Origin of the sequence: Sphingomonas folli (genome assembly GCF_019429525.1) — a bacterium.
Taxonomy (GTDB): Bacteria; Pseudomonadota; Alphaproteobacteria; order Sphingomonadales; family Sphingomonadaceae; genus Sphingomonas; species Sphingomonas folii.
The window spans coordinates 377,741-401,989 of the sequence record NZ_JAHXZL010000004.1; the positions used below are offsets into that span (position 1 = coordinate 377,741).

The window sequence follows — 24,249 nt, forward strand, 5'->3', positions numbered from 1 at the left end:
CAGGAGCACCCAGTGGTTCACACCAGATGGATCAGACTCTGACGCGGTGCGCACGTGAGGTCGGGAGCCGCGGAGCGACCTTCGCGGCACCGGGCCTCGGCGAAGAGGAGTGAACCACCCCGGCGCACGCCGGGGCCCAGGTGGGAGAGCGTTGTTTGTCATTCATCACGCGTCGCCCAACCGGACCCCGGCGGGCGCCCGGGTGGTATCGCGATGGCGGAGGGTCAGCTGGACCGACCATCACAGGAGAATAAAAAGCCCCCGCCCTCCGTCACTTGCCCGCGAAGGCCGCGCGCAGGAAGGCGTCGCTCTGGCGCAGCATCTCGGCGCGCGCGCGCTCGTCGTCGAGCTGGTGATCGAGCCCCTCGAACACCACCAGCGTCGAGGCCTTGCCGGCGCCGCGCAGCCTCTTGTCCATCAGCCGCGACTGGCCGACCCCGACGTTGAGGTCGCGGTCGCCGTGGAACAGCAGCACGGGCGCCTTGAAGCGGTCGGCGTGGCGCGCGGGCGAGCCCTTGCCGATATTCTCGCCCGAGCCGATCTGACGCTCCACCATGGCGCGGTTGCTGAAGCCCTCGGCCTCCTGCTTGGTGCGGCCGAGGTCGGTCACCGGCGCGATCGCCACCACCGCCTTGAACAGGTCGGGGTCGACGACGTTGCTCTGCAACGCGGCATAGCCGCCGTAGGACCAGCCGACGATGCCGAGCTTGGCCGGATCGGCGATCCCCTGCTTGACCAGCCAGCGGCCGGCGTCGCTGACGTCGCCGATCGCCAGCTCCCACGAGCGGAAGCCGTTGTTGGCGAACCAGGCGTCGCCGTAGCCGGTCGAGCCGCGGAACTGCGGCTGCAGCACCGCATAGCCCGACGCGGCGAAGAACTGGACGAGCCAGTCGAAGCCCCATTCGTCGCGATAGGCCGGCCCGCCGTGCGGCATCACGATCGCGCGCAGCCCCTTGGTCGCGCCGCCGGGCGGCAGCGTGAGATAGCCGGGCACCATCGTGCCGTCCGCCGCGGGGAACTTGACCGACGTCATCTGCCCGAGCGGCACGCCCTCCAGCTCGGGCCGCGCCGCGATCAGCGGGTCGAGCGTGCGCCTGGCCTTGGTGTAGAGATAGTACATGCCGGGATCGACGTCGCTGCCGGCATAGACCAGCAGCCGGCTCTCGTCCGCGGTGGCACCGACCAGGCCGATCAGCGGCGCTTTCGGCAGCGCCTTCGCCAGCTTGGCCGCGAGCGTCTTGTATTCCGGGTCGAAATAATCGGTCTGGCGGCGATCGGTCACGTACGTGGCGCCGATGACGCGGCCGTGCCGGCCGATCCGCGCGATGCCGCCGACATCGACCTCGGGATTGCTCCACACCAGGCTGGCCTTCATCGATCCGTCGAGCGCGACGCTGTACAGCGCGAGCCGCCCGTCGAGCCGCTGGGTCGCGAAGGCCATGTCGCGCGTGCCGTCCACCGCGAGCGGCTCGAGCACGCTCGGCCCGTCCTGGCGGGCGGTGCTGAACGGCTTCCACGCGGTCTGGCCGGTCGGGCGATAGCTGTAGACCGTGTCGCCCTTGAGCTCGCCGTCCTCGCGCCGCGGCATCGTCTCGCGGACGCGGATATGACCCTGGCCGTCGGCGAGCCAATCCTCGGCGTCGGACACCGGCCGCTCGATCAGCTGCGCCTTGCCCGTGCTGCTGTCGACCAGCTCGACGCCGAGCCCGTCGCGCGACACCGAGCTGGCGTTGAAGCCCGAGTCACCCCGCTCCGGGATGAAGTCGCGCTGCATCAGCACCCAGCCGTCACCCCCGCGCCAGTCGATCACGTCGCCGTCGAACTGGTTGAGGCGGGTCGCGCCGATCCGGCTCTTGCGGCCGAGATACAGCGGGTGGCCGCCGTCCGCGTCGAAGGCGAACAGCCGCGAGAAGCCCACCCGCTTGTCGAGATAGTCGGCGACGCCGTGGAACTTGCAGATCAACCGCGCGGAGGAGGCCCATCCACAGGACGAGGGCGTCAGCCGCTCGCCGTTGCCCAGGTCGACCATCTCCTCGCGCTGCTTGGCGACGTCGATCAGCCGCACCGCGCTGCCGCGCCCCAGCGTCGCGCTGATATAGGCGATATGCGCGCCATCCGGCGCCAGGCTGATCTGGCCGACATGCTCGCGCGCGCCGAAGCGGCTCGCCAGGTCGCTCGTCGCGGGTGTCGTTCCCGCGGGCGTCGTCGCCGCGGGCGCGCCGTCCGTCCCGAGCGGCGCCGCCATCGCGGCATGGCCCGCGAGCCCCGCGAGCAGCGCGCACAGCGCCGCCCCCGCCTTCCCCCTCATCCCGTCGTCCCCCTGTTTCCCCGTCTCAAATCTATCCGGCGCCGCGCGCGCCGCAAGGCCCGCGTGGACAGCGGTGACCCAGCTTGGCAGAAGGCGCCGGCATCCTCCCGGAGTCCGTCCATGCGTCTGCGTCTCTCCTCTTTGTCCCTGCTCGCGCTGGCCGCGGCGAGCGCCGTCTCGGCGCAGAAAGTGCCGACCGCGCCGATCTCCGAGCAGACACTGAAAGAGGTGACGAAAGAGTTATCGTCGGACGCCTATGAGGGCCGCGCGCCGGGCAGCGCGGGCGAGGAGAAGACGGTCGCCTATCTGGCCAAGCGCTTCGCCGCGGCGGGGCTGAAGCCGGGCAACAAGGGCAGCTGGTACCAGGACGTGCCGCTGGTCGAGCTGACCGCGCATGACGTCTCGCCGCTCGTCTTCACGGGCGCGGGCGCACCGCTCAGCCTGCGCTATGGCCCGCAGATGGTGGTGGGCAGCTACCGCGTCGCGCCGCGCGAGGAGGTGAAGGACAGCCCGGTCGTGTTCGTCGGCTACGGCGTCAACGCGCCCGAGAAGGGCTGGAACGACTATGCCGGGATCGACGTGCGCGGCAAGACGGTGCTGATCCTCGTCAACGACCCCGACTGGCGCACGCCCACGGTCGGCGGCACCTTCAACGGCCGAGCGATGACCTATTACGGCCGCTGGACCTACAAGTTCGAGGAGGCGGCGCGGCAGGGTGCCGCGGCGGCGCTCATCGTCCACCAGACCGAGCCCGCGGCCTATGGCTGGAACGTCGTCCAGTCGAGCTGGACCGGCGCGCAGCAGGTCGCCGACGCCGCCGACGGCCATGCCGACCAGAGCGCGGCGGTCGGCTGGATCCAGTACGACCAGGCCAAGGCGCTGTTCGCGCGCGCGACGCTCGACTTCGACGCGCTCGCCGCCGCAGCCTCGCGCAAGGGCTTCCGCGCCGTGCCGCTGAAGGGCGTCACCGCCTCCGTCTCGTTCGACGAGACGGTGCGCAAGCACATGTCGCGCAACGTGGTCGGCGTGCTGCCGGGCAAGACCCGCCCCGACGACTATGTCCTCTACAGCGCGCACTGGGACCATCTCGGCCACTGCGAGGCCGCGCCCGACGGCGACGACATCTGCAACGGCGCGATCGACAATGCCAGCGGCACCGCCGCGCTGGTCGCGCTCGCCGAGGCCAATGCGAAGGCCGGGCCGGCGGCGCGCAGCCAGGTCTTCGTCGCGGTGACGGGGGAGGAATCGGGGCTGCTCGGCTCCGAATATTACGCCGCCAACCCGCTCTACCCGCTGGCGCGCACCGTCGGCGGGGTCAACATGGACGCGCTGTCGCTGGCCGGCCCGGCGAAGAACGTCGTGGTGGTCGGCAAGGGCAAGTCCGAGCTCGACTGGTATCTCGATGCCGCGCTCGGGGCACAGGGCCGCTACGCCTCGGACGAACCGACCCCGGAGAAGGGCTTCTACTATCGCTCCGATCATTTCAGCCTGGCGAAGCGCGGCGTGCCGATGATCTACTTCGACGCGGGCGACGATCTCGTCGCGGGCGGCAAGGCCGCGGGTGCGGCGGCGGCGAAGGATTACGAGGAGCATCGCTACCACGGCCCCAAGGACGAATATGATCCCAATTGGAACTGGGCGGGAACGGTGCGCGACGTGCAGCTCTATTACTCGATCGGCCGCGCGCTCGCCGAGAGCGACGCCTGGCCCAACTGGGTCGCCGGCGACGAGTTCCGCGCGATCCGCGACCGCAGCCGCGCCGCGGCGCGCTGAACAGGAGTGACGAACGTGCCCCGTACCCCGCTGCCCGAATGGGCACCGCACCAGGCGGTGTGGATCGGTTTCCCGAGCCACCCCGAGCTGTGGCAGGACGATCTCGACCAGGCGCGCGACGAGGTGGTCGCCTTCGCGCGCGCGGTCCACGCCGAGGGGCGCGGCGAGCAGGTGCTGCTCGTCGCCGCCGACGCCGAGGCGGCCGCGGCGGCGCGCGCGCTCGTGCCGTTCGCCGAGGTGCTGGTGCAGCCCTTCGGCGACATCTGGCTGCGCGACACCGCCCCGATCGTCGACGGCGACGGGCGCGCGCGCGACTTCCAGTTCAACGGCTGGGGCGGCAAATACGACCTGCCCGGCGACGAGGACATCGGCGCGCGGCTGGCGCGCGCGCGTGGGCTGGTGGTGCTGCCGTGCGACTGGGTGCTCGAGGGCGGCGCGATCGACGGCGACGGCACCGGGCTGGTGGTCACCACCGAGCAGTGCCTGCTCAACCCCAACCGCAACCCCGCACTGACGAAGGAGGTGGTGGAGCGGCGCCTCGCCGCGGACCTCGGCTATACCCGCGTGCTGTGGCTCGGCGACGGGCTGCTCAACGACCATACCGACGGCCATGTCGACAATCTCGCGCGCTTCGTCGGGCCGAACCGGCTGGCGCTGCCGGTCGGCGCGGAGAATGACCCCAACTGGCGGGTCTACCAGGACGCCGCGGCGCGCGCCCGCGCGGCGGGGGTGGAAGTGGTCGAGATCCCCTCGCCCGGCCGCGTGCTGCGCGACGAGGAGGTGGTGCCGGCGAGCTACATGAACTTCTACGTCGGCAACGCCGCGGTGGTGGTGCCCGTCTACGGCACGCCGCAGGACGGGGCCGGGGTCGCCGCGATCCGCGCGCTCTTCCCCGATCGCGAGGTGATGGGGCTGCGCGCCGACGCGATCCTGACGGGCGGGGGCAGCTTCCACTGCATCTCGCAGCAGATCCCGGCGTAAAGGGGGACCGGGGCGGCGCGCGGAAGGCGGCGGGAGCCGCGTCCCGCTGGCTACCAGGCGGCCCGCCCTGCCCGCCCCCTCCCGCTCGTCATCCCCGCCCGGTCGTCATCCCCGCCCGGTCGTCATCCCCGCTTTTCGCGCCATCCGCGCCTCCCTCCTCATCCCCGCCGCCCCTCATCCCGCCTCCCTTCATCCCGCCCCCCTCGTCCCTCATCCCGCCCCCCTTCATCCCGCCCCCCTCGCCCCTCATCCCGCCTCCCCCCTTCGTCATCCCCGCGGAGGCGGGGATCCATAGGCGCTGACGTTCCGGCTCGTGCCCGAGCGTCCGCGTGTCTGGATCCCCGCCTCCGCGGGGATGACGAAGGCAGGTGGCGATGACGATGTGAGGGCGGCGATGACGATGTGGAGGCGGGGCTGACGATGAGGCGGGGCTGACGATGTGGACCGCGGCCACGACGAGGTGAGGCGCGGCTGAGGAGGCACGGCGCGGATGACGAGGCAGGGCTCGGATCAGGCGTCGCGTCGCTCACCCACCATCACCCCCGTGACGAACGCCCCGCGCCAGCCTAGCCTCGCCCCACGATAACAGGGGGCCTTATGCTGAGAACACTCGCCGTCACGCTCGCACTCGCGCTCGCCGCCGGCGCCGGCGCGCAACAGCCGGCTCCGGCCGCGACCCCGACCGCGTCCACCCCCGCGCCCGCGCCCGTGCTGATCTACGTCCACGCCGGCCAGCTGCTCGACCGGCCCGGTGAGCGCCCGCGCGGGCCGAGCACAGTGATCGTGCGCGACGGCGTGATCGCCGAGGTACGCGACGGGCTCGTCCCGCCGCCCGCCGGCGCGCGGCTGATCGACCTGTCGCGGCGCTTCGTCCTGCCCGGGCTGATCGACATGCACGTCCACCTCTGGGGCATCGGCGGCGACCCGCTGCGCGAGCGGCTCACCCGGCTCAACACCGACTCGGCCGACGACCTGATGACCGCGTTGGTCAACGCGCGCCGCACGCTGGAGGCGGGTTTCACCACGGTCCGCGACCTCGGCGGCGACCCGCGCGGCATCCGCGCGCTGCGCGACGCGGTCGAGCGCGGCGACGTGGCGGGGCCGACGATCGTCAACGCCGGGTCGATGATCTCGGTCACCGGCGGCCACGGCGACGCGGGCAACGGGCTCGCCGAGGAATGGGCCGAGGCGGTCCACGCGCATCAGGTCAACGTGTGCGACGGGCCCGACGACTGCCGCCGCGCGGTCCGCGCGCAGGTCGGGCTGGGCGCGCAGGTGATCAAGTTCGCCGCGACCGGGGGCGTGCTGTCCAACGTCGCCGGCGGGCTCGGCCGCGCGATGACGCCCGAGGAGATGCGCGCCATCGTCGAGACCGCGCACGCGCTCGGACGCAAGGCGACCGCACACAGCCACGCCGCCGAGGGGACCAAGGCGGCGCTGGAGGCGGGTGTCGACTCGGTCGAGCACGCCACCTATCTCGACGACGAGACGATCCGGCTGTTCAAGGCACATGACGCCTATCTGGTGCCGACCGAGATCGCCCCGCTCGCCGCGCTGGCGCAGGCGCGCGCGGGCGCGCTGCCCCCTGCCACCATCCCCAAGGCAGAGGCCGCGGCGGCGGCGCTCCATGCCAACCACAAGAAGGCCTGGGCGGCGGGGGTGAAGTTCGCGTTCGGCACCGACAGCGGCGTCTCGCGCCACGGCGACAATGCCACCGAGTTCGCGCATCTGGTCGACCTCGGCATGACCCCGGCGCAGGCGATCCGCAGCGCTACGGTGGCGGCGGCGGACCTGCTCGGCCGCGACGACCTGGGCGTGATCGCGCCGGGCAAGCGCGCCGACCTGATCGCGGTCACCGGCTCGCCGCTGGACGACGTGCGCCGGCTCGAGGCGGTCGCCTTCGTCATGCACCGCGGCGTGGTGGCGAAGGGCGAATGAGCGCAGCGGCCCGCTCTCCCCTGTCTATTCGAGTCGAGTAGCCGCCGAGCCTATCGAGATGGCGTGGCGGGAAGGTGCCGCCGACGGCGCGCTCCCGCCGCGCGTTCCCGACCGGCTCGATCGCTGCTAGAGCCGGACGGGAGGGGGAGAGCGAACCGCATGCGACGCGGGCGCCCTTACCGACTGCGTCCTCACCGCCACACTTGAGCCGGCGCGCGCGCGCGGATAGAGGCGCCCCCTCACCCGATCGGGGTCGAACCTCGCCGTCCGCCGCAGTGCGATTCGCCTGCGCCCGCGGGCGGCGTCATCTCTCAAGGAATACAGCGACATGGCGGAAGAGCGGGGCGAGGGCATGGGCGGCGGCGCGGTCGCGGCGGACGAGCTGCGACTGCTGATCGAGCGCGCCGAGCGGCTCGAGGAAGAGAAGAAGGGCATCGCCGACGACATCAAGGACGTCTTCGCCGAGGCCAAGAGCCGCGGCTATGACGCCAAGGCGATGCGCAAGATAATGCAGATCAGGAAGAAAAAGCGCGAGGAATATCAAGAAGAACAGTCGATCCTCGAGGTATATATGCAGGCGCTCGGCATGATCTGATCGCCGAAACGGGTCATGATCGCTGTCGCGTTAACGCCTTCTTCGCCCGGCCGGTGCCATAGCGGCCACCTGGTTCAGCGATGAGGAATGCGACGACGGTGCTCGCGGCGCTACAATCTGGCCTTCGCCCCCGCGAGGAGCGGATCACGGTCCTGATCCCGTCGCGGATGCGGCTGGGGGCGAAATGGGTCGACGTCGTGATCCACAACGTCTCGTCGCGCGGGCTCATGGGCGGCAGCGACGAGGCGCCGCAGCCGGGCAGCTACATCGAGATCCGCCGCGGCACGATCGTGATCGTCGGCCGCGTGCAATGGGCCAAGGGCCGCTTCTTCGGCGTCAAGTCGCAGGAGCGGCTGTCGGTCAAGGCGCTGGTCGACGAGCCGCGGCTCGCCAGTCGCCCGCAGCAGAAGAGCGAGCCGGACGCGGGCGAGCGCCGCGCCGAGCGCCGCCTCGCGCATGAGGCGCAGATGGCGCGCAAGGTGGAGCGCTCGCGCGCCTTCGCCTCGGCGTTCCAGTTCATCGTCATGGCCCTGGTCGGCGTGACGCTCGCGGTGATCGCGGCGCAGGGCGTCTACGGCCTGCTCTCGCGCCCCGCCGACGCGATCGGCGCGGCGCTCGGGGGGAAGTAAGGGAACCGACCCTCTCCTACGCGCGGGAGCGCGCGATGTTGCTCGAGGCGCTGGGCCCCCGCGTGCGCGGCAACACGTCCTTCCTCGATGCCGCCTCGCCCAGGTAGCGATCGCTCAGCTCGGCGTGATTGGCGGCGACTCCATCTCGGCGCGGATCTCCGCCACCAAGTCCTTGCGGCTGAGCTTGCCGATCATCGTCTTGGGCAAAGCGGCGCGCACCACCACCCGGTCGACCCGCTCGTGCTTGCCGAGTTGCGGGTTGAGCCAGTCGCGCAGCGCGGCGCCCTCGACCGCGCCCGCCGCGTCGGTCAGCGTGACATAGGCGCGCGGCACCTCGCCGCGATAGGTGTCGGGCATGCCGATCACCAGCGCCTCGCGGACCGCGGGGTGGTGGTAGAGGATCGCCTCGATCTGGCTCGGGAACACCTTGAAGCCGCCGACCGAGATCATGTCCTTGAGCCGGTCGACGATGGCGATGAAGCCGTCGGCGTCGATGGAGCCCACGTCGCCGGTGCGCAGCCAGCGCCGCCCCTGCGCGTCGAGCGCGAAGGTGGTGTCGTCGGCGTCGGGCCGGTTCCAATAGCCCGCCATGATCTGCGGCCCGAGCGCGACGATCTCACCGGGCTCGCCCGCGGGCGCCGCGCGCGTCGGGTCCTCCTTGTCGACCAGCCTTATACGGGTGGAGGGCAGCGGCTGCCCGATCGTCCCCGGCTTCTGCGGCGGATCATAGGGGTTGGTGGTGAGCACGCCGGTGCTCTCCGACAGGCCATAGCCCTCCACCAGCGCCGAACCCGTCGCCGCCTCCCAGCGCGTCTTCAGCTCGGCGTTGAGCGGCGCCCCGCCCGAGATGCAGACGCGCAGGCTGGTGAGGTCGGTCTTGCCCAGCGAGGGATGGTCGAGCAGCGCCTGGTACATCGTCGGTACGCCGGGCAGCGAGGTCGGCCGCGTCCGCGCGATCGCCGCCAGCGCCTGCGCCGCGTCGAAGCGCGGCAGCAGCACCATCTCGCCGCCGGTCACGATCGTCCGGTTCATCACGCAGGTGTTGGCGAACACGTGGAACAGCGGCAGCACGCCGAGGATCCGGTCGGTCTGGTCCGGGTGCGGGTCGAGGCAGGCGACCTGGCGCGCGTTGGCCGAGACGTTGGCATGGGTCAGCATCGCGCCCTTGGGCACCCCGGTGGTGCCCCCGGTGTATTGGATCAGCGCGACGTCGCGCTCGGGCGCGATCGCGGCGGGGGGCAGCGCGCCGTCGTTGGCGATCAGCTGCGAGAAAGCGAGCACGCGCGCGTCGGCGGGGCGCGGCGCTACCTCGCGGTGCTTGAGCAGGCGGTAGGCGACCGACTTGGCCGCGGGCAGCACGCCCGCGACCGAGCCGACGACCAGCCGCTCCAGCCCGCTCCTGTCGAGCACCGCGAGCGCGTTGGGCAGCAGCGCCGTGGCGGAGAGCGTGAACAGCAGCCGCGTGCCAGAATCCTCGACCTGGTGGCACAGCTCGTCGACGGTGTAGAGCGGCGAGAAATTGACGACCGTGCAGCCGAGCCGCAGCGCGCCGTGATAGGCGGCGAGATAGTGCGGCGTGTTGGGCAGGAACAGCCCGATGCGATCGCCCTTGCCATAGCCGAGCGCGGCCAGGCCGGTGGCGACCCGGCGCACGCCGTCGGCGAGCTCGTCGTAGCTGTAGTGGCGACCGAGGAAATCGATCGCGCGCCGCTGCCCGCGCTGGCGTACCGAATCGTCGAACAGGTCGATCATCGACCGCGGCGCGAAGCCGGTGGCCCAGGGCACCGGGTGGCGATAGGCGTCCTGCCAGGCGTGCTCGTCCGTCATTGACATCGCTGTAAGCAACCGCGCCGCCAGCGACAAGCGGTCAGCGTACCAGATAGTCTCCGAGCAGCACGACCGCGGCGGCGAGCGGGCGCAGCGCCGGGGCCACGTCGGCCGAGACGCGCGGCAGGTGCGCGCCCTCGGCGTGGATCGTGATCGAGCCGATCAGCGGCGTCTCCCGCTGCGCCATGGCGAGCAGCAGCAGCGCCAGGCCGCCGATCACGGCGCGGCGACGGCGTAGGTCGGGCGGCTGGCTCATCTCGGGACTCTCCGTCGTGCGGTGGGAGTTTAGCGCGAGTGTGCCCGCGCGGGAAGCGGGGGTGTAAGGAAGCGTCGGGTGCGAGGGTCTCGCCGTTTGGCGATCGCCTTCTCGTCGGAAGCTGTCCTGCCTTACCCGGCCGCCCTTCTTCCCGCCCGCTCGTCTTGGCCGAACATACTCCTCGCCCCATCCGGCCTTCGCCATTCGTCGGCCCACGGCCCGTCATCCCCGCGCAGGCAGGGATCCAGGTCCGCGGAACCATGGCATAGAGCCCGAACGTCGGCGTTCATGGATCACCGCCCCGCGCGAATGAGGATCGGAGCCGTGTCGAGCCGGGGCGTCAGGAAGGCGCCGCTGCCTCTCCCTACGCCGCCGCGGCCCAGCGCGCGCGGTCGCGGCCGGCGGTCTTCGCCGCGTAGAGCGCGTCGTCGGCGCGGCGGTACAGCCGCTTCCACTCCGCCTCGGTCGCGATCGTGCCGCGCTCGCTGCCGAGCGAGGCGGTGACGGTGAGGTCGAAGGGCATCCGCGCGGCGCGCACCGCGCCCAGGATCTGGTCGGGCAGCGCGTCGAGGCCGGCGCGCGCCAGCACCGCGAATTCCTCGCCGCCGACGCGCGCCACCAGCGCGTCGTCGGGCACCACCGCGAGCAGTGCGCGTGCGAAGGTGCGCAGCACCTCGTCGCCGCCGTCGTGGCCGAGCGTGTCGTTGACCAGCTTGAAATGGTCGATGTCGATCAAGACGAGCAGCTGCGCGTCCGCGCGGCCGATCGCCTCGCGCAGGAAGCTGCGGCGGTTCATCAGCCCCGTCAGCGGATCGCTGTCGGCGAGCAGCCGCGCCAGCATTTCCTGCTCGCGCGCGGCGTCGCGCTCCTCCACCACCAGCTTGATCCGCCACGCGATCACCAGCGCGCTGCACGACGCCTCCAGCGCCATCGCCAGCAGCGTCGAATTGTCGATGAAGAAGTTCCAGCGCACCAGCCCCGCCGCCTGCGCGATGCGCAGCCCGGCGAGGACGAAGGGTGAGCCCCAGGCGAGCATGAACACGCGCGCGTGCGGCGTATCGGCGCGCCAGCCGCGCCACAGCAGCGGCAGTGCGAGTGCCGCCGCGGCGGCGAAGCTGGCGGTCAGCGCGGCGTCTAGCCAGTGCGCCGCCCAGGGCATCAGCGCGCAGTAGAGCGTCGCCGTCACCAGCACCGCGCCGACCGCCAGGGTCGCGGCGCGCCCGACCCAGCCGGCGAACACGCGCGGGTGGAAGAAACGCCGCGCGAACAGGATCGCGAAGCTCAGCGCGAGCGACAGCAGCGCGGTGTTGAGCCGCAGCCGCAGGTTGTTGTCCATGCCGGTGAGCTGGCCGAGCAGCCCCGAGGAGCTGACGCCATAGGCCAGCAGGCACAGCACCATCGCGCAATAGGGTGGGTGGAAACGCTGGCGCAGCGCCGCGCCGAGCGCGAGGTTGGACATCAGCAGCGCGACGCACAGCCCGGCGAAGGCGGCGTAGAAGCCGGCCATCGCCACCTCCATCCGGGTCGACTGCGCCGGCGTGGCGACGCGCGGGTCGATGACGATGCCGCGGGTCACCGGCGCGCCGCGGACGTGCCACAGCAAAGCGGTCGCGCGCGCGGGGTGCGGCGGCAGCGCCAGCTCGAACACCGCGCCGAGCTTGAGCCGCTGCCACGCGGTGGCGCTGGTGAAGCCGGTCGATCGGACCGCCCCGTCGGCGTAGCGCACGTGGAGCGTCGCGGCGTCCTGCCACACGCTGGCGGAGCGGATCAGCGAGTCGGTCGCCATCGCGGGCAGCCGCGGCGCGAGCACCCAGTAATCGCCCGGTCCGGCGGCGCGCTGGTCGCCGGTGCAGTCGAAGCCGCGCGGGTGCGAGAGCACCGCGGCGGCCCGCTCGTCGGGGAGCGCGCGGCGGTAGCAGGTGGTGAGCGGCGCGCCCGCCAACGCCGCCGCGGGCGGCGCGAGCGAGACCCAGGCGGCGAGCAGCGTGAGCGCGCGCGCGATCCAGCGAATGACGTTCCCCCCGTCCATGCGCGGTGGCCTAGCAGCGCGAACCCGAAGGGAAGGTTAACGGCGCGATCATAAGTTGCGGCAGGAGCGGCGACGAGGCGCGGCGCGTGTCGCCGGCGGTGCGCGCCGCGACATCGCGCGTCGCCATGACGGGTGGGGCGAGCGACGCGTTGGGGTTCAGCGGACCGCCGGCCGGGACGGGACGACGCGCGACGCGACCCCTCGCCCGCTCTCAGAGCGACGCGATCCAGTCCGGCAGCTCGCCCAGTCGTGCGAGCTGGCGGAAGCGCGGGTGCTCCACCGGCGCGGCTGCGGCCTCGTGGCTCCATGCCAGCGGCTGCGGGATGTACGCCCCCCACGCCCCCGCCTCCAGCGCGGGCAGCACGTCCGAGCGCATCGAGTCGCCCGCCATCACCGCGCGCCCGGGCGCGCAGCCGTAGCGATGGAACACGCGCACGAAGGTGTCGGCGCGCTTGTCGCTGACGATCTCCACCCCGGTGAACAGCTGCCCCAGTCCCGAGGCGGCGAGCTTGACCTCCTGGTGGAGCAGGTCGCCCTTCGTCACCAGCACCAGCCGCGCGGTCGCAGCGAGACGCTCGAGCGTGTCGGCGACGCCGTCGAGCAGTTCGACCGGATGGTCGAGCAGCGTCCGCCCGATCTCGAGCAGTCGGCGCACGCTGGCGGCGGGCAGGTCGTCGCCGGCGAGCTCGAGCGCGGTCTCGATCATCGAGAGCGTGAAGCTCTTCGCGCCATAGCCGTAATGCTGGAGGTTGCGCACCTCGATCGCCTCCATCCGAGCGCGCGCCGCCGGCGCCTCGGCGAAAGGCGCGACCAGTTCGGCGAACGCCCGCTCGGCGGCGTCGAAGAAGCGCATATTGTGCCACAACGTGTCGTCGGCATCGAGGCACACGAGGTCGATCGTCATGTCGCAGGGCTCATCGGCGGGTCTCCGCCACCGCGCTTAGGCCAGCGCGGCGCGCGAGTCAGCCGGGCGCGCGGGCAAGCCGCGTGCGCGTCAGGTCGAGCGGCAGCGCCCCTCCCCGAGCGGCACAAGACGCCGCGGTCATGCCAGCGAGGCCATCACCCGTGCCGAGCTCAACGCCCCGGCGAACAGGTCGCGCCGACCAAGGCAGCAGGGCAGCCGGTCGAGCCGCGCGGGGTCGGCCAGCAATGCGCACAGCAGCGCCTCGTCGCCGTCCGGACCGAGCGGGCAGCCGCGGCACAAGGGGCGGCCGAGGCAGGCCTCGCCCAGCGTCATGACGCTGTCGATCACGGGCGCCATCATCTCATAGCCGAGCGGCGCGAGCAGCGCGTGAAGCCGCTGCTGCACCGGGTCGTGCGAGTCACGTGCCCGTCGCCAGCAGCGCGCCGCCCGCACGATCAGCACGGCCGGAAGCGGGACCGCCTCGCTCACGACCGCCGCTCCCACGACCCGCCCAGGCGTGATAGCCGCCTCGCGTGTCGCCGCGCCGTAGACGTCGGCGGGAGAGTCGCGTCGCTCATGTTACTTCCTCGTATCGCTATTGCGAGTCTCTAGCATCATTGCCGAGCGATGAACATGGGGCTGGCGTCACCCATGTCGCGTGACCCGGCGGATCGCCGCGCATAGGCGGTGCGTTATGCCACCATGACCGACGACCGCCACACCGATCCCCACCATCGCCGCCAGCCCGCGTTCGACAAGGACGAGGGCAAATTCGGGCAGGGCTACAGCCGTGAAGACGAGCGCGCGCTCGGCGAGCAGATGCCGGCCGGCTCGGTCGCACCGCAGGGAACACGCGTCGACGAGGACGACCTCGCGCTCCCGCCCGAGAACGGGCGGCGTGCCTCGTTCGACCCCGCGACCGGCGCGGTGCACGGCAGTGGCGCCGGCGCCGGCGGCGGGAACCCGGGCGAGGACTTCGACGAGGACCGCAGCGGCGGCGACGGGCACCCGGTCACCGGGACCGACGACGGCGATCACTAGAGACTGATTCACCTCCATCGATCCGTGCTCCGGCGAGTGCCGGAGCCCAGGGTACAGGCGTGACACTCGCGGCCTTGGGTTCCTGCGCCCGCAGGAGCGCCCCGTCTGTTCAGAATCCCGTCCGCCAGCGCGGACGCGCGGGAACAGCGTTCAGGCCGCCCGCCGCAGGTCCGAGAGCGCCGACCGGAGCTCCTCCTCGCTGATCGCCCCTCCCGACAGCCGTTCCTCCAGCGCGGCGGCGAGCTCGCCGAGCCGCTCCAGGCCGAATAGCCGCGCCGTCCCCGCCATTTTGTGGAGCCCGTCGAGCGCCTCCGCCGTGCTGCCCGCGCCGCCGACGACCGCCTCCAGTGCGGCGAGCGTCTCCTCGGTGCGGGCGGCGAAGCGCGCGCGCAGCGCCGGGCTGATCGCCGAGTGCATCGGCGGCGTCGGCGTCGTCGGTGCCGCGACGAAGCGGCGCACCGTCTCGGCCAGCTCCGCGGCGCGCAGCGGCTTGGCGACGTGCGCCTGCATCCCCGCGGCGCGGCAGGCAAGGATGTCGTCGGCGAAGGCGTTGGCGGTCAGCGCCACCACCGGCAGCGTCGCGGCGTCGTGGCCGGCGGCGCGCAGCCGGCGGGTCGCCTCGAGCCCGTCCACGCGGGGCATCTGCATGTCCATCAGCACCAGCGCATAGGGCCGCCCCGCCGCCGCCGCGTCGGCGACCGCGGGCAGCACCTCGTCGCCGTCGCTCACCAGCGTCGCGTCGAGCCCGATCTGGCGCGCCACCGCGAGCACCAGCTCCTGGTTGATGTCATGGTCCTCGGCGATGAGCACGCGTGCCGCGCGCACCGGGCCGGTCCCGCCGGGCATCGTCGCCGGCGCGGCGCGCTCCTCCGCCGCCTCCGCCGCACGCAGCGGCACGTCGAGCGTGAAGGTCGCGCCCTGCCCCGGCACGCTCGCGACGTCGAGCGCACCGTCCATCAGCGCCGCCAGCCGCGCGCTCACCGCGAGGCCCAGGCCGGTCCCGCCATACTGCCGCTCGGTGGTGCGATCCGCCTGCGCGAACTCCTCGAAGATCGCGCCCAGCCGCTCGGGCGCGATGCCGATCCCGGTGTCGGCGACGCTGACCCGCAGGCGCCCGCCCGTGACCGCGGCGCGCACCACCACCTCCCCCGCGGCGGTGAACTTGATCGCGTTGCCGAGCAGGTTGAGCACGATCTGGCGGTAGCGCAATGGGTCGCCGAGCAGGCGCGGCGGCAGCTCCGGCGCCAGCTCGAGCCGCAGCACCAGCCCCTTCTGCTCGGCCACCGCGGTCATCAGCCCGACGCAGCGGCGCAGCACGTGACGCAGGTCGAGCGGCTCCTCGCTGAGCCGCATCTCCCCCGCCTCCACCTTGGCGAGATCGAGGATGTCGTTGAGCAGCCGCATCATCGCGCGGCCCGAATCGGCCATCAGCTCGAGGTAGCGCCGCTGCTCCTCGGTCGGCGCGGTGGCGAGCAGCAGGTCGGTGAAGCCGAGCACGCCGTTCATCGGCGTACGGATCTCGTGGCTCATGTTGGCGAGGAAGCTCGACTTGGCCTGGGTCGCGACCTCGGCGCTGGCGCGCGCCGCCTCCAGTGCCAGCTCGAGGCGCTTGCGCGCGGTGATGTCGCGCACCGCCGCGATCACCCCGCGCGGCGGCCGCCCCGGCACGTCGACGATGGCGCGGACGCTCGCCTCGAGCCACCGCGGGGGCTGGTCGTCCCCGCCCTCGCGCGGGGTCTGGCGGCACGTCACCACGTCGCGCACCGCCTCGCCCGCGACCAGCCGCGCGAAACTGGCCGCCACCGCGGCGCGGTCGTCGCGGTGGACGAAGCGATGGAGCGGCTCGCCGATCAGCGCCGCCGGCGGCGCGCCGAACGTCTCCTGCGCGGAGGGCGAGGCGTAGAGGCACACGCCGTCGCGCCCGAGCCGGATCACCGCGTCGGTGGCGTTGGCGGCGAGCAGGGCCAGCTCGGCCTCGGCGCGCTCGCGCAGTCGCATGTCGCGTTCGAGCCGGACGTGCGCGCGCTCCAGGTCGGCGAACTGGCGGCGGCGCTCGCGCGACACGAAGGCGGCGAGCGCGAGCAGCAGCGTGGCGCTGGCGAGCCCGGTGGCGATGCCGAGCCGCTCGAGCCGCGCGGTGCGCGCCCGACGCGCCACCAGCAGCCGCTGCTCGGCGTCGCGCACGCGGTCGAGCGCGGCGACCACGGCCGCGGTGTCGTGCTTGCCCGCCGCCGAGCCGGTGAGCGCGACCGCGTCGGCGGTGCGGCCCGCCGCGCGCCAGCGCACCGCCAGCGCCATCTCGTCGAAGCGGCCGCTGAGCTGGCCGCGCAGCGCGGCAACGTTGGCGCGCTGGGTCGGATTGTCCGCCACCATCCGCTCGAGCCGCGCCAGCGCCGGTCGCGCGCGCGCGACCGACCGCGCGTACAGCGCGCGCTGCGCCGAATCGCCGGTCATGACATAGCCGCGCCGGTTGATCTCGGCCCGCATCGCCTGGATCTGCACCGTGTCGAGCGTGGCGCCGACCTCGTACGTGTGCTGCACCCAGCCGAACGCCGAACGGCTCTGCACCGCCAGCAGCGCGGCGCTGCAGCCGCAGCTGACCAGCAGGGTGAAGCCGGCGACGAGCGAGGGTCCCGAGCCCTTGAGCGAGGCGAGAGCGGGCGAGCGGCGCATGGCGGCCGGCGTAACGGCACGTGGTTAATTTCCTGATAGCGACGCGGGAACGGCTTGTTCACGCCCGCGCGCTACGCCGGGGCGATCCTGCTCAGGCGAGTGAACATGCGTCTCTGGTCGCCCCCGCGTGCCCCTTCGCCTTCGCCGACCGCGGTCGCACACCCAATGCGCGCCGACTGGGAGGGCGTCGCCGAGGAACTCGACGAGATCGCCGCCGCCGCCGCCGGGCTGATCGGCACGCCCGCGGCGCTCGTCACCATCGTCGACGAGCGGATGTGGGTAGCGGGGCGCTTCAACACGCGGCTGCACGGCCTCGAGCGGCAGGAGTGCGTCTGCGCGCACGGGATCGCCCAGTCCGACCGGGTGCTGTGCATCCCCGATCTCCAGGCCGACGCGCGGTTCGCCGCCATGCCGATCGCGCAGGGGCCCGAGGCGGTGCGCTTCTACGTCGGCGCGCCGCTGGTCGGCGGGACCGGGGCCGCGTTCGGCATGCTGTGCGCGGTGGACCAGAGCCCTCGCGCCGCGCCGCCCGAGCAGCAGTGCCGCGCGCTCCAGCGACTGGCGCGCGCGGCGGCGGCGCGGCTGGCGGCGTAGCGGACGGTGCCTCGTCGAAGCCCCTTCCCGGCGTCGACCTGAACGCGTGGCAGCGTCCGCGAGGGCGCGCGCGCTGCCCTGACACGGGTAGGTGACGCCTGACCGCCGCCGCTCACCATCCCGCCGGCGCCGCGGGATAGGACGTCACCACCTCTCCCAAGGCGCGCTCCAGCGGCGCGAGATGCGCCGCGAAGGGCCGCCACGCGCGGTCGCCGCCGCGGAAGATCGGCTGGCGCACCTGCTCGGACGAGGCGGTGCGGACCGCGCGCTCCGTGGCGTGAGAGCTGAGGCACGCCGCCTCGAAGTCCAGCCCGCACGCCGCGAGCAGCGCTCGGATCGCGGGCTCGGGCGACTCGACCAGTCGCTCGTGGATCACCCGATGCACCGCGCCGGGCTGCGCCGCGTCGACGCGCGCCATCAGCCGCACGTAATCACGGTAATAGCGTCCCATGTCGTCGAGGTCGTAGCTGAACCCCTGACCGCGCGCGAAATGCTGCTTGTAGTTGGAGAAGCAGCAGGCACGCGGCTCGCGGCGCGCGTCGATGATCGTGGCGTTGGGCAGGATCAGCCGGATCAGCGCCACATGCGCCCAATTATTGGGAAGCTTGTCGACGAAATACGGCCGATCGGTGCGGCGCTGCACCGCGGCGCGCCGCAGATAATCCTCGCCGAGCGCGCGCGCGCGCTCGGCAGTGAGCGAGGCGAGGCCGTTCGGATAGTCGGCGACGCGGCGCGCCACCGCGGGCAGGTCGGGCAGCTCGGTCGTCCCCTCGACCTGGCTGTGCGAGGCGAGGATCTGCTCGACCAGCGTCGAGCCCGCGCGCGGCATGCCGAGCACGAAGATCGGGTCGCGCGCCGGGCAGCCCCAGCCGGCGCGCGCGGCGAAGAAGTCGGGCGCGGCGAGCGCGACACCGGCGTCGACGAAGGCCGTGGTGGCGTCGGCGTCATAGGTGATCCCGCGCCGCCGCAGCGCGTTGCCGGCGGCGTAATGCGCGAAGGCGCGATCGGGGTCGCCGCGCTCCTCCCACGCCTTGCCGAGCGCGAAGTCGAGGTGGAAGCGGTCCTCGTCCTCGCTCGCCTCCGCCAGCGCTCGCTCCATCGCGGCCACGTCGGTGTCGTCGAAGCGCACCGTCTTGAGATTGGCGAGGCTCCACCACGCCTCACCCAGCACCGGCCGAAGCGCGATCGCTCGCCGATAGGCGGCGACGCCGTCCGCCTGGCGCCCCACCGTCTTGAGCATGTGGCCGAAGCTCATCCACACCTTGGGCTGCGCGGGGGCGGCGGCGAGCACGCGCTCGTACAGCGCGATCGCCTCCTCGAAGCCGCCGAGCCGGCCCAGCGCCGCGGCCTTGAGATTGGCATGGCCGAGATGCTCGGGCTCGGCCGCGAGCAGGGAGTCGAGCTCGGCGAGCGCCTCGGTCGGGCGATTCTGGCGATACAGCACGATCGCGAGATTGGCGCGCGCCGCGGTGAAGCCCGGCGCCAGCTCGAGCGCTCGGCGCAGCAAGGTCTCGGCGTCGCGGTTGCGCCCGAGCCGTCCTGCCAGCTCGGCGAGCATGCGGATCGCGCGCGCGTCGAACGGATCCTGCTTGAGATAGCGGCGGAGCAGCGGCTCGGCGATCTCCAGCCGATTGTCGTGGAGCGCCAGCGCCGCGTCGACTAGCAGGGGCGGCAGGCGCCGGGGTTCGCGGACAGACACGAGGGACATGGAAGACCGAGACAATCACGGCGACGACGCGCGATCAAGCCGCACGCTCACCTTCTGGGGGCTGCTCGCGCTGGTGATGGGCAATCTGATCGGCTCGGGCATCTTCCTGCTGCCCGCGACGCTGGCACCGCTCGGCGCCAACGCCACGCTCGGCTGGATCGTGACGATCGCGGGCGCGATGGGGCTGTCGTTCGTGTTCGCGCGGCTCGCCGCCGCGATCCCGCGCGCGGGCGGACCCTATGCCTATGCCGACGCCGCCTTCGGCCCCGTGATCGGCTTCGCCACGGCGTGGAGCTATTGGACGCTCGTCTGGGCCGGCAATGGCGCGGTCGCGGTCGCGGCGGTCAGCGCGCTCAGCCTCGCCTTCCCGGCGCTCGCGCCGCACGCCGCGATCGCGGCGGTGGGGCTGGTATGGCTGGTCGTGCTGATCAACGTCCGCGGCGTGGGCGGTGCGGTGAAGCTGCAGATGGCGACGATGCTGATCAAGCTGGTCCCGCTCGCCGCGGTGGTGCTGCTCGCCGGCTGGCTGCTGCTGACCCGGGGCAACGCGGCGGTGGCGCACGAGGTCGCCGTCCCCTTGAGCGTGACGGGCGTCGCGGGCGCGGCGGCGCTGACCTTCTGGGGCTTCCTCGGGGTCGAGTCGGCGACCGTGCCGGCCGACCGCGTCGCCGACGCGCGCCGCACCGTGCCGCGCGCCACGCTGATCGGCACCGCGGCAGTGGGCGTGATCTACCTGGTCGTGTCGAGCGCGATCACCGCGCTGATGCCGCGCGCGGCGGTCGCGGCCTCGCCCGCGCCGATCGCGGCGTTCCTGGGGATCGCCTTCGGGGACGGCGTCGCGCAGGTCGTCGCGCTGTTCGCCGCGATCAGCGCGCTGGGCGCACTCAACGGCTTCGTGCTGCTCCAGGGCGAGGTGCCGCTGGCGATGGCGCGCGGCGGGGTGTTCCCGCGCTGGTTCGCGCGAGAGACCGCGCAGGGCACGCCCGCGCGCGCGCACCTGGTCGCCGGACTGCTCGTCACCGCCGTCACGCTCGCCAATTTCACGCGCGGCATGGGCGACCTGTTCGCCTTCGTCGCCTCGGTCTCGCTCGCCTCGGGCATGCTCGCCTATCTCGCCAGCGCGCTCGCCGCGGTGAAGCTGCTGCGCGACGATCCCGCCGCGCGCGTCGTGGGCGCGGTCTCGGCGGTGTTCGTCGGCTGGCTCTCCTATGGCCTCGGCGCGGAGGCGAACGGCTGGGCCTTGGTGCTGCTGCTCGCGGGCGTGCCGGTGTATCTCGCGGTCAGGCGCGGCGGCGCCAGCGCGCGCTGAGCCGGCGGTCGGCGAGGATGGCATGCGCGGCATTGTGGCCGGGCGCGCCGGTCACCCCGCCGCCCGGGTGCGCCCCCGAGCCGCACAGGTAGAGGCCGCGGATCGGCGCGCGATAGTCGCCGTGGCCGAGCACCGGGCGCGCCGACCACAGTTGATCGAGGCTCATCCGCCCGTGGAAGATGTCGCCCCCGATCAGCCCGAACTTGCGCTCCAGGTCGAGCGGCGAGTGGATCTGGCGCGCGATCACGCTCGCCTTGAAGTTGGGCGCGTGCGCGGTGACGGTGTCGATGATGTGGTCGGCCACCTCCTCGCGCACCGCGTCCCAGCTCCGCGCTTGCCCGTCGGGACCGGGGGGCAGCTCGGGCGCGAACTGCTGGCAGAACAGGCTCGCGACGTGCTGCCCCGGCGGCGCGAGGCTGTCGTCGACGGTGCTGGGGATCTTCATCTCGACGATCGGCTGGCGCGACCAGCCGTGGACGCGCGCGTCGTCATAGGCGCGGTCCATATAGTCCATGCCGGGGGCGATGATGATCCCGGCGGTGTGATGCTCGGCTCGCTTGCGCCCGGGCAGCACGGTGAAGTCGGGCAACTCGCTGAGTGCTACGTTCATCCGGAACGTGCCCGAGCCGGTCTTGAACCCAGCGATGCGGCGGCGGAAATCCTCGGGCAGCTCGTGGCCGGCGACCATCTGGCGGTACAGCATCGCCGGCCCGACATTGGCGGCGACGACCGGCGCGGCGATCTCCTCGCCGCTCTCCAGCACCACGCCGGCGGCGCGTCCGCCGTCGACCAGCACGCGCGCGACCGGCGCGTCCAGGCTGATCTCGACGCCCTCGGCGAGGCATGCCGCCGCCATCGCCTGGGTGATCGCGCCCATGCCGCCGACCGAGTGGCCCCAGGCGCCGTACTTGCCGTTCACCTCGCCGAAGACGTGGTGGAGCAGCACATAGGCCGAGCCGGGCGTCGACACGCCGGCGTAATTGCCGACCACCGCGTCGAAGGCGAAGGCGGACTTGACGTGATCGTCCTCGTACCAGCCGTCGAGGAAGTCCCGCGCCGACTTGGTGAAGACGTCGAGCAGGTCGCGCTGCGCGGCGATGTCGAGCCTGGCGAGCGGCCAGGCCTGGCGCGCCGCGCTGACCAGCTCGAGCAGCCCGCCGCCCGCGTTGGGTGGGATCTCGAGCGCGAGGTCGCGCAACACCTGCGCGACGCGCTCCAGCGCGGCGTCATAGGCGGGATAGGCGTCGGCGTCGCGCTGGCTGAAGCGCGCGAACTGCGCCTGGGTGCGCTGCGTGCCCCCGCCCAGCGTGAGATAGGTGTCGGGGAAGGGAAAGAAGTTGCTGATCGTGCGCTCGATGATGCGATAGCCGCGGTCGTGCAGCCGCATGTCCGCGATCACCTTGGGGCGCAGCAGGCTGACGGTGTAGCTGGCGGTGGAGTTGCGGAAGCCGGGGTGGAACTCCTCGGTCACCGCCGCGCCGCCGACGACGTGGCGCCGCTCGAGCACGCGCACCTTGAGCCCCGCGCGCGCGAGATAGAAGGCGCAGACGAGGCCGTTGTGACCCCCGCCGATGATGATGGCGTCGTAGCGCTGCGTCATGGTGCCCCCTCGTTCGTGTCGTACCGACGTCCTCGTCGCCACGCTTCCTTACTCATGGCGTCACCTCGAGCTTGTCTCGAGGCACTGCCCCGCACACTCAGCTGCTTCGGCTCGCGCGGCGCGGTGGATCCTGAAACGAGTTCAGGATCACGCCGCGGATGTGGTGAAGGGCGCCCGTGCCCACCCACGGCAGCCCCCTCACACCCCGCGCACCCGCCGCGACCAGCCCGGCGGCGGGGCGCGGTGCTGGCGCGCCTCGGGGATGCGCGCGCGGATCTTGGCGGCGAAGCTGCGCAGGCACACCTCGCTCGCCCCGATCGGCCCCGCGGTGTAGCTCGACGAGGCCATCCCCTCCTGCACGCGCTCGATCAGCCAGGTGTCCTCGGCGTTGACGGTGCGGTTGATCCGCCAGTTGGCGTAGCGCACCAGCTTCATCTCGCGCCGGGCGTCGGGCAGCGCGAACGCCATCTCGCGCAACAGGCTGGTGGTCGGCGTCAGCGGCAGCCACTGCATGAAGTCGATCTGGTCGGCGTAGATGTCGAATGCCATGTTGGGCCAGAGCTTGTAGTAGAGCCAGCGCCGTTGGCTCGCCGCGGGCAGATGGTCGACGCGCGGCAGATGCGCCTGGTAGAAGCGCTCCCACGGGTCGCTCGACGGGCGGTCGACCAGCTCGCCCGACATGCGGTCCACCCAGCCCGCCGCCTCAATCGCGTAGCTCTTGCCGAACAGCCGCGTCAGCCCGTCATGCGCGACCGGGATGTGGAGGTTGTCCGAGTAATTGTCGCCGACGTTCTTCCAGTTCACGCGCCGCTCGCGCTCGCGCACGTCCGAGATCCGGCGCATCTCCTCGAAGCGGTAGGGCGCCACCTCGGCGTCATAGGGCGCCATCATCGTCGCGACGCTCGGTCCGCCGTCGTCCTCCAGCCGGACGAAGACGAAGCCGCGCCACACCTCCACCTCGACCGGCGCGAGCCCGTTCTCCTCGACCCGCAAGGCGGGATAGTCGCGCTTCATCGGCACGCCCGAGAGCCGGCCGTCGAGCTCGTAGACCCAGGCGTGATAGGGGCAGACAAGCTTCTTGGCACAGCCGCTCGCCCCCTCCACCAGCCGCATCGCGCGGTGGCGGCAGACGTTGTGGAAGCCGCGCACCGCGCCGTCCTGCCCGCGCACGACGACGAGCTGCTCGCCGAGATAGGAGAGCGTCCGCCACGCGCCGGGCTCGGCCATGTCGCTCTCGTGGCAGACGATCTGCCACGACGGGCGGATCACGCGCGCGCACTCCAGCGCGAAATATTCGGGGTCGGTGTAGAGCCAGCCGGGCAGGCTCCAATCCGCGTCGGGATCGGCGTAAGGCAGATCGGTCGAGCGATGCATGGAGGCCCTCCACGTGGTTGTTGCACGAGCGTATAACAACGTGGCGGCGTGAGCAAGCGCGCTGCCCCCGAGGCACGCCGCGCCGAGCTGATCGACGCGACCGCGCGCGTGCTGGCGACGCGCGGCGCGGCGGGGGCGTCGGTGCGCATCATCGCCGCGGCGGCGGGGGTGTCGCCGGGGCTAGTGACGCATCATTTCGGCGGGGTCGAGCGGCTGGTCGAGGCGACCTACGACCATGTCGCCGCGCGCGTCGGCGAGGCGCTGGAGGCGGCGGTGGCGGCGGCGGGCGAGTCGCCGCGCGCGCGGCTGGCGGCCTATCTCGACGCCAGCTTCGCGGCCCCGATCGCCGACCCCGCGCTGCTGGCGACCTGGATCGCTTTCTGGAGCCTGGCGCAGGGCGGCGCGGCGATGCAGGCGAGCCACGCGCGCCACTATGCCGGCTATCGCGCGCGGCTGGAGGGGTTGCTGGGCGAGGCGGGCGTGGCGGCGGATCGGCGGCGGTTGGCGGCGGTGGGGCTCACCGCGCTGGTCGACGGGCTGTGGCTGGAGCTGTGCCTGTCCCCGGGGGCGTTCTCGGCGGCGGAGGCGCGCGCGGTGGTGGCGGAGTATCTGGCGGGTGTGTGAGGGAGGGGGTGCGCGCGTCCGGCGACTCTAATGTCCCGCCACCCCGGCGCACGCCGGGGTCCAGTGGGGAAGTCCGTCGTGGGAGC

The 24,249-nt window shown here is 72.6% G+C and carries 19 protein-coding genes; 9 read left to right on the forward strand and 10 right to left on the reverse strand.

Annotated elements, in window-relative coordinates; translation table 11 throughout:
- Positions 1 to 271 precede the first annotated feature (271 nt).
- Positions 272 to 2,308, reverse strand: coding sequence for an alpha/beta hydrolase family protein (locus KZ813_RS08680; protein ID WP_258046549.1), 2,037 nt, complete (start codon positions 2,306 to 2,308; stop codon positions 272 to 274).
- A 120-nt stretch (positions 2,309 to 2,428) separates the two neighbouring features.
- On the opposite strand from KZ813_RS08680, the gene KZ813_RS08685 reads away from it, so the two are divergent.
- The 5 genes from KZ813_RS08685 (at position 2,429) to KZ813_RS08705 (ending at position 8,224) form a co-directional block, all read left to right on the forward strand.
- On the forward strand, positions 2,429 to 4,081 hold the full coding sequence (locus KZ813_RS08685) for a M28 family peptidase (RefSeq protein ID WP_219754559.1): 1,653 nt from the start codon (positions 2,429 to 2,431) through the stop codon (positions 4,079 to 4,081).
- A 15-nt stretch (positions 4,082 to 4,096) separates the two neighbouring features.
- On the forward strand, positions 4,097 to 5,062 hold the full coding sequence (locus KZ813_RS08690) for an agmatine deiminase family protein (protein ID WP_219754560.1): 966 nt from the start codon (positions 4,097 to 4,099) through the stop codon (positions 5,060 to 5,062).
- A gap of 597 nt (positions 5,063 to 5,659) precedes the next feature.
- A complete protein-coding gene (locus tag KZ813_RS08695; RefSeq protein WP_219754561.1) occupies positions 5,660 to 7,000 on the forward strand; it encodes a metal-dependent hydrolase family protein in 1,341 nt (446 codons plus the stop codon).
- 352 nt (positions 7,001 to 7,352) lie between these two features.
- On the forward strand, positions 7,353 to 7,595 hold the full coding sequence (locus KZ813_RS08700; protein WP_219754614.1) for a DUF2312 domain-containing protein: 243 nt from the start codon (positions 7,353 to 7,355) through the stop codon (positions 7,593 to 7,595).
- A gap of 80 nt (positions 7,596 to 7,675) precedes the next feature.
- Positions 7,676 to 8,224 carry a PilZ domain-containing protein gene (locus tag KZ813_RS08705; RefSeq protein WP_258046551.1) on the forward strand — a complete coding sequence of 183 codons (549 nt, stop codon included), beginning with the start codon at positions 7,676 to 7,678 and terminating at the stop codon, positions 8,222 to 8,224.
- A 114-nt stretch (positions 8,225 to 8,338) separates the two neighbouring features.
- On the opposite strand, the gene KZ813_RS08710 is transcribed toward KZ813_RS08705, so the two are convergent.
- The 5 genes from KZ813_RS08710 to KZ813_RS08730 all read right to left on the reverse strand — a co-directional run bounded on the left by KZ813_RS08710 (position 8,339) and on the right by KZ813_RS08730 (position 13,729).
- On the reverse strand, positions 8,339 to 10,051 hold the full coding sequence (locus KZ813_RS08710; RefSeq protein WP_219754562.1) for an AMP-binding protein: 1,713 nt from the start codon (positions 10,049 to 10,051) through the stop codon (positions 8,339 to 8,341).
- 40 nt (positions 10,052 to 10,091) lie between these two features.
- On the reverse strand, positions 10,092 to 10,307 hold the full coding sequence (locus KZ813_RS08715) for a hypothetical protein (protein ID WP_219754563.1): 216 nt from the start codon (positions 10,305 to 10,307) through the stop codon (positions 10,092 to 10,094).
- Positions 10,308 to 10,671: 364 nt separating this feature from the next.
- A complete protein-coding gene (locus KZ813_RS08720; RefSeq protein WP_219754564.1) occupies positions 10,672 to 12,336 on the reverse strand; it encodes a GGDEF domain-containing protein in 1,665 nt (554 codons plus the stop codon).
- Between the two features lie 211 nt (positions 12,337 to 12,547).
- Positions 12,548 to 13,240, reverse strand: coding sequence for an HAD family hydrolase (locus KZ813_RS08725; RefSeq protein WP_219754565.1), 693 nt, complete (start codon positions 13,238 to 13,240; stop codon positions 12,548 to 12,550).
- Between the two features lie 138 nt (positions 13,241 to 13,378).
- Entirely contained in the window at positions 13,379 to 13,729 is a 351-nt protein-coding gene (locus tag KZ813_RS08730) for a hypothetical protein (protein WP_219754566.1), read from the reverse strand.
- A gap of 213 nt (positions 13,730 to 13,942) precedes the next feature.
- Here KZ813_RS08730 and KZ813_RS08735 point away from each other — a divergent pair, with 213 nt between their 5' ends.
- Entirely contained in the window at positions 13,943 to 14,281 is a 339-nt protein-coding gene (locus KZ813_RS08735) for a hypothetical protein (protein WP_219754567.1), read from the forward strand.
- A 150-nt stretch (positions 14,282 to 14,431) separates the two neighbouring features.
- Here KZ813_RS08735 and KZ813_RS08740 read toward each other — a convergent pair whose 3' ends face one another.
- Complete coding sequence (locus tag KZ813_RS08740) at positions 14,432 to 16,954, reverse strand: hybrid sensor histidine kinase/response regulator (protein ID WP_219754568.1); 2,523 nt, start codon at positions 16,952 to 16,954, stop codon at positions 14,432 to 14,434.
- 165 nt (positions 16,955 to 17,119) lie between these two features.
- On the opposite strand from KZ813_RS08740, the gene KZ813_RS08745 reads away from it, so the two are divergent.
- Positions 17,120 to 17,548 (forward strand): GAF domain-containing protein, encoded by a 429-nt coding sequence (locus tag KZ813_RS08745; RefSeq protein ID WP_219754569.1) that lies wholly within the window; start codon positions 17,120 to 17,122, stop codon positions 17,546 to 17,548.
- Between the two features lie 112 nt (positions 17,549 to 17,660).
- Here KZ813_RS08745 and KZ813_RS08750 read toward each other — a convergent pair whose 3' ends face one another.
- Positions 17,661 to 19,256, reverse strand: a complete 1,596-nt coding sequence (locus KZ813_RS08750) for a tetratricopeptide repeat-containing sulfotransferase family protein (protein ID WP_219754570.1) — start codon at positions 19,254 to 19,256, stop codon at positions 17,661 to 17,663.
- On the opposite strand from KZ813_RS08750, the gene KZ813_RS08755 reads away from it, so the two are divergent.
- Positions 19,255 to 20,565, forward strand: a complete 1,311-nt coding sequence (locus KZ813_RS08755) for an amino acid permease (RefSeq protein ID WP_219754571.1) — start codon at positions 19,255 to 19,257, stop codon at positions 20,563 to 20,565. The genes KZ813_RS08750 and KZ813_RS08755 overlap by 2 nt on opposite strands.
- On the opposite strand, the gene KZ813_RS08760 is transcribed toward KZ813_RS08755, so the two are convergent.
- Both KZ813_RS08760 and KZ813_RS08765 read right to left on the reverse strand, forming a co-directional pair.
- Positions 20,537 to 22,165, reverse strand: coding sequence for a phytoene desaturase family protein (locus KZ813_RS08760; RefSeq protein ID WP_219754572.1), 1,629 nt, complete (start codon positions 22,163 to 22,165; stop codon positions 20,537 to 20,539). The genes KZ813_RS08755 and KZ813_RS08760 overlap by 29 nt on opposite strands.
- A 198-nt stretch (positions 22,166 to 22,363) precedes the next feature.
- On the reverse strand, positions 22,364 to 23,539 hold the full coding sequence (locus tag KZ813_RS08765) for an aromatic ring-hydroxylating oxygenase subunit alpha (protein ID WP_219754573.1): 1,176 nt from the start codon (positions 23,537 to 23,539) through the stop codon (positions 22,364 to 22,366).
- Between the two features lie 48 nt (positions 23,540 to 23,587).
- Between KZ813_RS08765 and betI the strand changes: the two genes are divergently transcribed.
- Positions 23,588 to 24,163 (forward strand): transcriptional regulator BetI, encoded by a 576-nt coding sequence (gene betI / locus KZ813_RS08770; RefSeq protein WP_219754574.1) that lies wholly within the window; start codon positions 23,588 to 23,590, stop codon positions 24,161 to 24,163.
- Positions 24,164 to 24,249: the final 86 nt, after the last annotated feature.

Excerpts from the sequence above, each read along its gene's own strand:
- KZ813_RS08765 (WP_219754573.1), bottom strand. The coding sequence starts at position 23,539 with ATGCATCGCTCGACCGATCTGCCTTACGCCGATCCCGACGCGGATTGG.
- KZ813_RS08700 (WP_219754614.1), top strand. The coding sequence starts at position 7,353 with ATGGGCGGCGGCGCGGTCGCGGCGGACGAGCTGCGACTGCTGATCGAG.
- KZ813_RS08685 (WP_219754559.1), top strand. The coding sequence starts at position 2,429 with ATGCGTCTGCGTCTCTCCTCTTTGTCCCTGCTCGCGCTGGCCGCGGCG.
- KZ813_RS08715 (WP_219754563.1), bottom strand. The coding sequence starts at position 10,307 with ATGAGCCAGCCGCCCGACCTACGCCGTCGCCGCGCCGTGATCGGCGGC.
- KZ813_RS08720 (WP_219754564.1), bottom strand. The coding sequence starts at position 12,336 with ATGGACGGGGGGAACGTCATTCGCTGGATCGCGCGCGCGCTCACGCTG.
- KZ813_RS08755 (WP_219754571.1), top strand. The coding sequence starts at position 19,255 with ATGGAAGACCGAGACAATCACGGCGACGACGCGCGATCAAGCCGCACG.
- KZ813_RS08740 (WP_219754568.1), bottom strand. The coding sequence starts at position 16,954 with ATGCGCCGCTCGCCCGCTCTCGCCTCGCTCAAGGGCTCGGGACCCTCG.
- KZ813_RS08750 (WP_219754570.1), bottom strand. The coding sequence starts at position 19,256 with ATGTCCCTCGTGTCTGTCCGCGAACCCCGGCGCCTGCCGCCCCTGCTA.
- KZ813_RS08725 (WP_219754565.1), bottom strand. The coding sequence starts at position 13,240 with ATGACGATCGACCTCGTGTGCCTCGATGCCGACGACACGTTGTGGCAC.
- KZ813_RS08745 (WP_219754569.1), top strand. The coding sequence starts at position 17,120 with ATGCGCGCCGACTGGGAGGGCGTCGCCGAGGAACTCGACGAGATCGCC.
- KZ813_RS08695 (WP_219754561.1), top strand. The coding sequence starts at position 5,660 with ATGCTGAGAACACTCGCCGTCACGCTCGCACTCGCGCTCGCCGCCGGC.
- KZ813_RS08710 (WP_219754562.1), bottom strand. The coding sequence starts at position 10,051 with ATGACGGACGAGCACGCCTGGCAGGACGCCTATCGCCACCCGGTGCCC.
- KZ813_RS08705 (WP_258046551.1), top strand. The coding sequence starts at position 7,676 with ATGAGGAATGCGACGACGGTGCTCGCGGCGCTACAATCTGGCCTTCGC.
- KZ813_RS08735 (WP_219754567.1), top strand. The coding sequence starts at position 13,943 with ATGACCGACGACCGCCACACCGATCCCCACCATCGCCGCCAGCCCGCG.
- KZ813_RS08680 (WP_258046549.1), bottom strand. The coding sequence starts at position 2,308 with ATGAGGGGGAAGGCGGGGGCGGCGCTGTGCGCGCTGCTCGCGGGGCTC.
- KZ813_RS08760 (WP_219754572.1), bottom strand. The coding sequence starts at position 22,165 with ATGACGCAGCGCTACGACGCCATCATCATCGGCGGGGGTCACAACGGC.